This window comes from Verrucomicrobiota bacterium (assembly GCA_037139415.1).
Taxonomy (GTDB): Bacteria; Verrucomicrobiota; Verrucomicrobiia; order Limisphaerales; family Fontisphaeraceae; genus JBAXGN01.
Window position 1 is genome coordinate 1 of sequence record JBAXGN010000286.1, and the last position, 6,784, is coordinate 6,784.

Genomic DNA, 6,784 nt, shown 5'->3' on the forward strand with positions numbered 1-6,784 from the left:
GTCTCGCGGAATGGCTCGAAAAAGACAAGGTTTAACTTAACATAGTAATACTAGGAGTCCCGCCAAGTACGTGCGAGCCAATTCAAATGGTTCGTTGTTAAAGGTTCCGCCGTCCACGCATAGACTCGAATCCAAACCACCTGGAGGAGTGCTTAGAGTAGAGTGTAAAATGGCAACCTTGCCGGTTTTGCCTTTCTCCATCGGGAGAATTAGCGGGTCGCAACAATTCCATGGGCGCACCACATCGCGCGGGAGTAAACCAATCGGAAAAGCGCCGGTTGCCATGGCTGCCTGTGCCATGAGCATCCACTCCTTCGGCCAGCCATTTGCATTGCCAGCCGAAGCCGGACGAAGCGCAAGATCAATCAGGCTTTCATTGGGTAGCGGAGGAAGGAAAGTGTACGCATTGCCACCGTGACGGATGGCAAATCGCACCACATCTTCATGTTTTATCGCCGTATATCCATCCGGGGTGCCACCATTAAGATAGAACTGGTATGGCACGCCTTTGAGATTAGCGATGGTCACGGCGATGTGAACGACGTCCGCGAGATAAGGCCTGATCTTAGGAGAATTGGAAGCGGCCAAGGCCTCATGCCCCAATTCTGTGATGCGTCTGGAATTTAGCAAAGTTTGAACTTTGGCATCTTCAGCTTGTAAATCATCGGTTGTCAGGAAATTACAAATGTCGATGCCCTTAACCCACGTTCCATAAAGAGGATTTTCCGAAAAAGAGGGGCTGTTTCCTGATCGCGCGGGAACAATTGCACGATTCATGGCGGCCCCAAGAATCAACGCCGTCATCCCGCCGCCGGAAGCGCCAGACATGGCGCACAGGCGAACCTTGTGATCAGGAACTGTGAGAGGAGCATCGGTTTTAGCTTTTTCCCAGGCATCCAGCGCCTCCAATAAAAAATCGGCAACCCCGGCGATATAGGCACCTGCACTGACCGAACCCGCAAAACAGAGCCCTAACTCGAATGTTTTATTATCCGCCGGTGGGGGATCTCGGAAGAAGAAATCCTTGGGAAAGGGCTGCTTGTAATAGTTATCCAGCTCCTGTTTGGCTGTGTCTATATCCAGACTAAAGTTAGGATTGGAGTTTCCCATAAAATATTGGATTACTGGTTAAAACAATCGGCAGTTCGATCTATTGCGTCGCCATTTGGTCTTGAGGCAACGGTGTTGAGGGTTGACCACAGGAAATGAGTGAAAGCCCGAATCCATGAAAGCCTTGTGAGCACTACGTCTTCGTGTGTGTAATTCAGGCAATCCCACTCCTTGGCTGGCGGAACATATCCAGCAATATCATGAAACACTGAAGTGTCCATCTGCTTCATTGGCAGAAAATTAGATACCACTTTGCTTCAAACTCCCAACATCACCGACGGTAAGGACGTTAGTACATGTGCAAAGGGTTCTACAAGATTATTTTAGCATAAAAGGAAGTGCATTGGCGCAGCGCCGATCGGCATCTTCAGCGGAATTGCCACGACTGTGTTTACGTCTCCAAGTATCGGTTTTCCAACCTGTGGCTGACTGACCTCCATTGGTAGCTTCATCGGCTGGCTGTAGGTTTTGCGCGCCACCAGAGTCCTGGTTGAACCGACCGTATTTTCCATTGGTTCCAATCAAAACGCCGCTTTCGTCATCTCCGATGCCGGTTTTGAATACTTTTTTGGTTATTTTTGAAGATAAAGCAGCCCTTGGAAAATAAGTAGCTAGGGCACACTCAGCACACTGATGTAGGAAAAACCTCGGTAAAACAAGTGACGGAGAGAGGAAAATTCGAACCCACGAAAACCAGTTTCATCCTCTTTGATCAGTGGCAGTGGCATACCCGGTAAGGGGGTGTCTGCGCAGGTTTCACCCTCACATTGGCGTCTTCCGTTCTTCATGCCCAGCCACCAGACTGCCCGCAGAGCAGACTGGAGAATGAACGCAGGACAACATTTTGCATTTGTCTTGGCGGAAATAATACGTTAAATTACCGCCAAAAATAGTATGGGAAAGCACGCTCAATCTGTTGATAGTAGGATACTTGCCAGAATTTATGGTTTTGGTATGGGGGTGGTGTTTTATCCAGCAACCTTTCAGGACCTCGGTTCCCCAGACGCCATCCATAATGCGCTCGCGCGCCACACCAAGGCTGGAACCATCCGCCAACTCGCCCGTGGACTTTACGATTATCCGCGTAAAGACCCTCAGCTGGGCGTGCTGTCTCCTTCAGTTGACGCTATCGCTGATGCCATCAAGGGTCGCGACGCCGTGCGTATTCAACCGTCTGGTGCTTACGCTGCCAATCTCCTTGGGCTTTCGGACCAAGTTCCCATGCGGGTCGTCTTCGCAACGGATGGTTCCAGACGCAAGGTCAAAGTGGGCAATCTCCAAATCCTGCTGAAGCCTACCACCCCGCGAAACATGGCCATGGCTGGAAAAATCAGCGGTCTGATTACTCAGGCGTTGCAGCATTTAGGACAACGACACTTCACGGATGACATGTTGGCTACCCTGCGCCGTCGCCTCACCGTTGCCGATCAAAAACAACTCCTCAAGGATATCCACTACCCGCCAGCTTGGATTGCCGAAATCTTTCGGCGCCTGGTTACGGACGAAACCAAAACTTGAATCATGGACTCATACCTCCGGGCACCCCTCGCTCGTCGCCGCCGCTTTTGCGAAGAAGCACAATCAAGGTTGGGACTCCCGGCCGAAAGTATTGAGAAAGACTTTTGGGTTTGCTGGACATTGCGCGAACTTTTTGCTCTACCGCAATCCGGTTCGCTTCTTACCTTCAAGGGCGGCACCTCGCTGTCAAAAGGTTGGAAACTCATTCAACGCTTCTCTGAGGATATTGATGTGGTCATTGACCGTGACGCGCTCGGCTTCGGAGGCGAGCAGGCTCCCCAGCACCTCGGCATCAGCAACAAGGAACGCGACCGTCGGCTGGAAGCCCTGCGTTCTGCCTGCCAAAACCACATTCGCACCCTCCTCACTCCGGAATTGCGCGCCCGGTTTCATCGTGGCCTGGCTGATTCCACGTGGACCCTTGAGCATGATCCGGACGACAAGGACGCCCAAACGCTACTTTTTCGGTATCCTGCCATTTTTTCCGACAGCCGCTATCTGCGGCCAGTTGTCAAAATTGAACTCGGTGCTCGTTCCGATACCGAGCCGGTCGCGCAGCCACAAATCCAGCCCTACCTCTGCGAAGCACTGCCGCACGTCCTTGGTGACGGCAAGTTCACCGTCCGCACGGTAGCCCCAGAACGCACGTTTTGGGAAAAAGCCATGTTGCTCCACGAAGAAACCTATCGTAGCGGCACTGGACCCAAAGCAAGGTTAGCACGCCACTACTACGATCTGTATCGCCTCATTCAAGCCGGAGTGGGTCACCGCGCTGCGACCGATCGCGGCCTTTTCGACCGAGTAGCCACACATCGCGCGGTCTTTTTCCGGAAAAAGAAGGAGGCGCAAGAATCGCTCCGTCCTGGTTCGCTACGCCTCGTGCCCCCGCCAGAACAACTCGCCTTCTGGAAACAGGACTATGTCGCCATGGCGGAGGCAATGTTCTTTGGCGCTATCCCCGATTTCGACGAGATCCTGCGTGTCGTCGGAGAATTCCAGCAGCACTTCAACCAACTCCCGCCACCGGCCTGAGCAACGACAGCCGCGATGGGGTGGAGGTCGTAGCTTTGGCGCCCTACCATTCGAGGCGAGAGTTGGCATCCGGACCTTTTCAGGCCAAAATCGAGGCGAGAGTTGGCATCCGGACCTTTTCAGGCCAAAATCGAGGCGAGAGTTGGGATTCGACTTTTTTAGGCCAAAAAATGGCTAACAAAATGGCTAACAAACCATAGTGAAACAGGGTGAAAAATAGTGACACAAAAGTGTTGAATACTTCGTAGAAACAGGCTAATTTATACGCGTTGGTTGGCCTATTTTCGGACGATTCCGACCCTCGCCTCCAGCTATAACTGTTATAGTGATAAGGAGTTAAGTCGGTCGGAAGAGCCACTGTCAGTGAAAGTGTCAGTAAACCGACGAGTGCTAAAACTACTCGCCACAATTCGACCGAACTTCACTGAAACTCGCCCACTACGAGCTAACGCGATAGTGCCGGGCTGCTTTACGATTCATTGAATGAAAGGCATTACTATGAATCAGCGGTTCATCCTGTTCCGTCGCGCGGGGGTTTATTATTGCGAGGACACCACGACCGGCAAGCAATCCAGCTTGCGCACCAAAGACGAGGCGGAAGCGAATACCCTCCTGCATGCGCGAAACGAATCCTTTCGGCAACCCGTGCTCAACCTCCAGATCGCGCGGGCCTACTTGGCCGCATCCGATCCCAACGTGGCCACCCGCACCTGGCAGTTGCCCATGGATGAAATGACCAAGACCAAAACCGGTCCCACCCGCATCCGCCACGAGCGGGCCATGAAGGATAAAGCGTTCGACCTCATCCGCGACCTGCCCATCCTCGAAACCAACGCCACGCACTTTCTCAAAGTGCTCCATGCCGGCTCAGTGGCCACCAACGTCTTCCTGCGCCGCATCCACAACTTCGCCCTGGACATGAGTTGGCTGCCGTGGCCTGTGCTGCCGAAAAAGCGTTGGCCGCAGATTCACTTCAAGGAGAAACGGGCCATCACAACGCAGGAGCATCAGGCCATTGTCACGGCGGAGCATAATCCCGAACGCCGGGCATTCTACGAACTCTGTTGGCATCTGGGTGGTGCCCAGTCGGACGTGGCCAACCTCACAGCAGAGGATATTGACTGGCAGGCCAAAGTGGTCAGCTTCATGCGCAATAAAACGGGTACGGCCTCGATCATCCGTTTTGGCGAGGAATTGGAGCGGGTGTTGCTCGCCCTGCCTCGCACTGGCCCGCTCTTCCCCAATCTCAAGCCCATGCGCGAGGCGCACCGCGCCACGGAGTTTAGCCGATGCTGCCGGCGTCTGAAGATCTCCGGAATCACCCTCCACAGTTACCGCTACGCCTGGGCCGAGCGCGCCCGGTCTTGCGGCTATCCCGAACGATTCGCCCAAGAGGCGCTGGGGCACCAGTCCAGAGCCGTACACCGCGCCTATGCCAAGAAAGCCCAGGTGACGATCTCAACGCTGGAAGCGTACGAAAAACGAGCGGCAGACGCTTCCGCGATCGTGCCGCTCCCGTTGCCTATAGCGTGCGCCAGCTAGTTCGCCGCCAAATCCACGGCGGGAGACAGGCCGTTCTGCGAAATGATTGCAGAACGGCCTTGCCGTCGCGCATTCTGCCGCTGCCAGTGCTGGTTGACCGCGTTGGTCACCTTCACCAGCCACGCCCGGTCTTTGGTGAGTTCAAGCACGTCGCTCGTGCCGAAAAACTTGATGCCGTTGGGCGGCGGATTCCCCAGCGGTTTCAACAGCCGCGCGGCAACCAGGATTGGAATATCATGCGGCTGGCAATTCAGCACCCAGGCCGCTTGCTCCGCCGTGAGACGCGCAGGCAGTTGCCCCAGTAGCGTCAGAAAACGATGTTGATCATCCCTCATAATTCAAAAAGTGTTATCCAAACCGTTACGGCCTCACCGCCGCTTTGATCGCCGCGCCCACCACCGATTCCACCAGGGCATTCAGGTTGGTCCGGGCGTTGGCTTCGAGTTCGAGGTTCCCAACACTGGCCCCTTGGGTCTTGTCGGTCTGGCTGGCCTTCCAGCTCGCCAGTCCCGACTTGCCCGCGAAGAACGTCGAGGCCGTGGCGTGCGTGGTGATCTCCCTGCCCGGCTGTCCATTCTCATAACTCAAATCCGTTTGGGTGGTGCTGAACCGTGCGCAACCGACTGCCAGCATTAGCGCCGCAGCCGCCGTTATTCCAATCATTCGTTTCATGCTTTGCTCCTTTCCATTCGCGAATGCCGCAGCTCATCCCGGCACTCCTCCAAAACCCGCGTGTTACTTTCCAGGCACGTGATCAGCTTACCGTTCGCCATGCTCTGTTCGGCCACCATGCCGCGCAAACTCTCCTGGTATGTGTCCCGAGCCTGCTTGTGATCCTCAATCAGCCGCTCATGCTGGTGCACGAAGTACCGCATCACGCTCGCCGCGAAAATGCCGAACACCACCAGGCTGGCCACGAACAACCACCGGTCATTTTGCGTGGCCGCTTGGTTCGTCAATTGCACGAGTTCATTCATAGAGTTAGTCATGTTAAACCCTCACCAATTTCACCACGCTCGCACCCTTGCCAGTCGGATAACCAAACTTCGCCAGCATGGCCTTGGCGACCCGCGAAAGCACCGCGCGCGTGTCCGTCTTGGAATACGTCGCTCGCTGTAATCCGTGTTGTGCTGCGTTAGGATGCCTTCACCAGGCGGTGCCGCCGTCCGATCCACCAGCATCAACTCCTGAGCCATTTCACACGTGGCACAGATCACCGGCGGCGGCACCACACTGTTTTTCACCACCCCCAGGCTCTCCGCATCCCCATCTGGATCCGGGCAATTCAATCGTGGCCATTGCAACGCCTGGCCGCTCACCGCCTTGAGCCCGTAAAACTGCATCTCGGCATCAATCAACCGTGTCGCCATCACCAGCGCAGCGGCCTTCTGGTCTGCGGTCGCCGCTGTCCACAACGTCGCATACAGATGCCCCTCGAAATACGCATCCCCATCGGCCACGTCCGCGTAAGCGTTCGCGTCGGCTTTCCCCGTGCCGTCCTCTTTGGTTAAGGTTAAGGCCATAGGTTAGTTTGACTTCGTAAAGATAAATGTTGCGTTCGCGCAAAAAATTGCGTAACTTT

At 54.8% G+C, this 6,784-nt stretch carries 8 protein-coding genes; 3 read left to right on the forward strand and 5 right to left on the reverse strand.

From position 1 onward, the window contains the following. Nucleotides 1–36: 36 nt before the first annotated feature. Complete coding sequence (locus WCO56_28240) at nucleotides 37–1,110, reverse strand: patatin-like phospholipase family protein (protein MEI7733494.1); 1,074 nt, start codon at nucleotides 1,108–1,110, stop codon at nucleotides 37–39. 894 nt (nucleotides 1,111–2,004) lie between these two features. Between WCO56_28240 and WCO56_28245 the strand changes: the two genes are divergently transcribed. The 3 genes from WCO56_28245 to WCO56_28255 all read left to right on the forward strand — a co-directional run bounded on the left by WCO56_28245 (nucleotide 2,005) and on the right by WCO56_28255 (nucleotide 5,202). Beyond that, nucleotides 2,005–2,628: a DUF6088 family protein gene (locus tag WCO56_28245; protein ID MEI7733495.1), complete on the forward strand. Its 624-nt coding sequence runs from the start codon at nucleotides 2,005–2,007 to the stop codon at nucleotides 2,626–2,628. A 3-nt stretch (nucleotides 2,629–2,631) separates the two neighbouring features. Beyond that, the gene (locus tag WCO56_28250) at nucleotides 2,632–3,660 is read left to right on the forward strand and encodes a nucleotidyl transferase AbiEii/AbiGii toxin family protein (protein ID MEI7733496.1); all 1,029 of its coding nucleotides are present in this window, start codon (nucleotides 2,632–2,634) and stop codon (nucleotides 3,658–3,660) included. Between the two features lie 483 nt (nucleotides 3,661–4,143). Continuing rightward, nucleotides 4,144–5,202 carry a tyrosine-type recombinase/integrase gene (locus WCO56_28255; GenBank protein ID MEI7733497.1) on the forward strand — a complete coding sequence of 353 codons (1,059 nt, stop codon included), beginning with the start codon at nucleotides 4,144–4,146 and terminating at the stop codon, nucleotides 5,200–5,202. Here the strand turns inward: WCO56_28255 and WCO56_28260 are convergent. From WCO56_28260 to WCO56_28275, 4 genes are read right to left on the reverse strand one after another with little or no spacing between them, the layout of a single operon-like run. After that, nucleotides 5,199–5,537, reverse strand: a complete 339-nt coding sequence (locus tag WCO56_28260) for a hypothetical protein (protein ID MEI7733498.1) — start codon at nucleotides 5,535–5,537, stop codon at nucleotides 5,199–5,201. The two genes, WCO56_28255 and WCO56_28260, sit on opposite strands and share 4 nt — an antisense overlap. Nucleotides 5,538–5,562: 25 nt before the next feature. Further along, complete coding sequence (locus WCO56_28265) at nucleotides 5,563–5,874, reverse strand: hypothetical protein (GenBank protein ID MEI7733499.1); 312 nt, start codon at nucleotides 5,872–5,874, stop codon at nucleotides 5,563–5,565. After that, nucleotides 5,871–6,191: a hypothetical protein gene (locus WCO56_28270; protein MEI7733500.1), complete on the reverse strand. Its 321-nt coding sequence runs from the start codon at nucleotides 6,189–6,191 to the stop codon at nucleotides 5,871–5,873. The genes WCO56_28265 and WCO56_28270 overlap by 4 nt, the downstream gene beginning before the upstream one ends. A gap of 18 nt (nucleotides 6,192–6,209) precedes the next feature. Next, nucleotides 6,210–6,725, reverse strand: coding sequence for a DnaT-like ssDNA-binding protein (locus WCO56_28275; GenBank protein ID MEI7733501.1), 516 nt, complete (start codon nucleotides 6,723–6,725; stop codon nucleotides 6,210–6,212). Nucleotides 6,726–6,784: the final 59 nt, after the last annotated feature.

Excerpts from the sequence above, each read along its gene's own strand:
- WCO56_28240 (MEI7733494.1), bottom strand. The coding sequence starts at position 1,110 with ATGGGAAACTCCAATCCTAACTTTAGTCTGGATATAGACACAGCCAAA.
- WCO56_28245 (MEI7733495.1), top strand. The coding sequence starts at position 2,005 with ATGGGAAAGCACGCTCAATCTGTTGATAGTAGGATACTTGCCAGAATT.
- WCO56_28250 (MEI7733496.1), top strand. The coding sequence starts at position 2,632 with ATGGACTCATACCTCCGGGCACCCCTCGCTCGTCGCCGCCGCTTTTGC.
- WCO56_28255 (MEI7733497.1), top strand. The coding sequence starts at position 4,144 with ATGAAAGGCATTACTATGAATCAGCGGTTCATCCTGTTCCGTCGCGCG.
- WCO56_28260 (MEI7733498.1), bottom strand. The coding sequence starts at position 5,537 with ATGAGGGATGATCAACATCGTTTTCTGACGCTACTGGGGCAACTGCCT.
- WCO56_28265 (MEI7733499.1), bottom strand. The coding sequence starts at position 5,874 with ATGAAACGAATGATTGGAATAACGGCGGCTGCGGCGCTAATGCTGGCA.
- WCO56_28270 (MEI7733500.1), bottom strand. The coding sequence starts at position 6,191 with ATGACTAACTCTATGAATGAACTCGTGCAATTGACGAACCAAGCGGCC.
- WCO56_28275 (MEI7733501.1), bottom strand. The coding sequence starts at position 6,725 with ATGGCCTTAACCTTAACCAAAGAGGACGGCACGGGGAAAGCCGACGCG.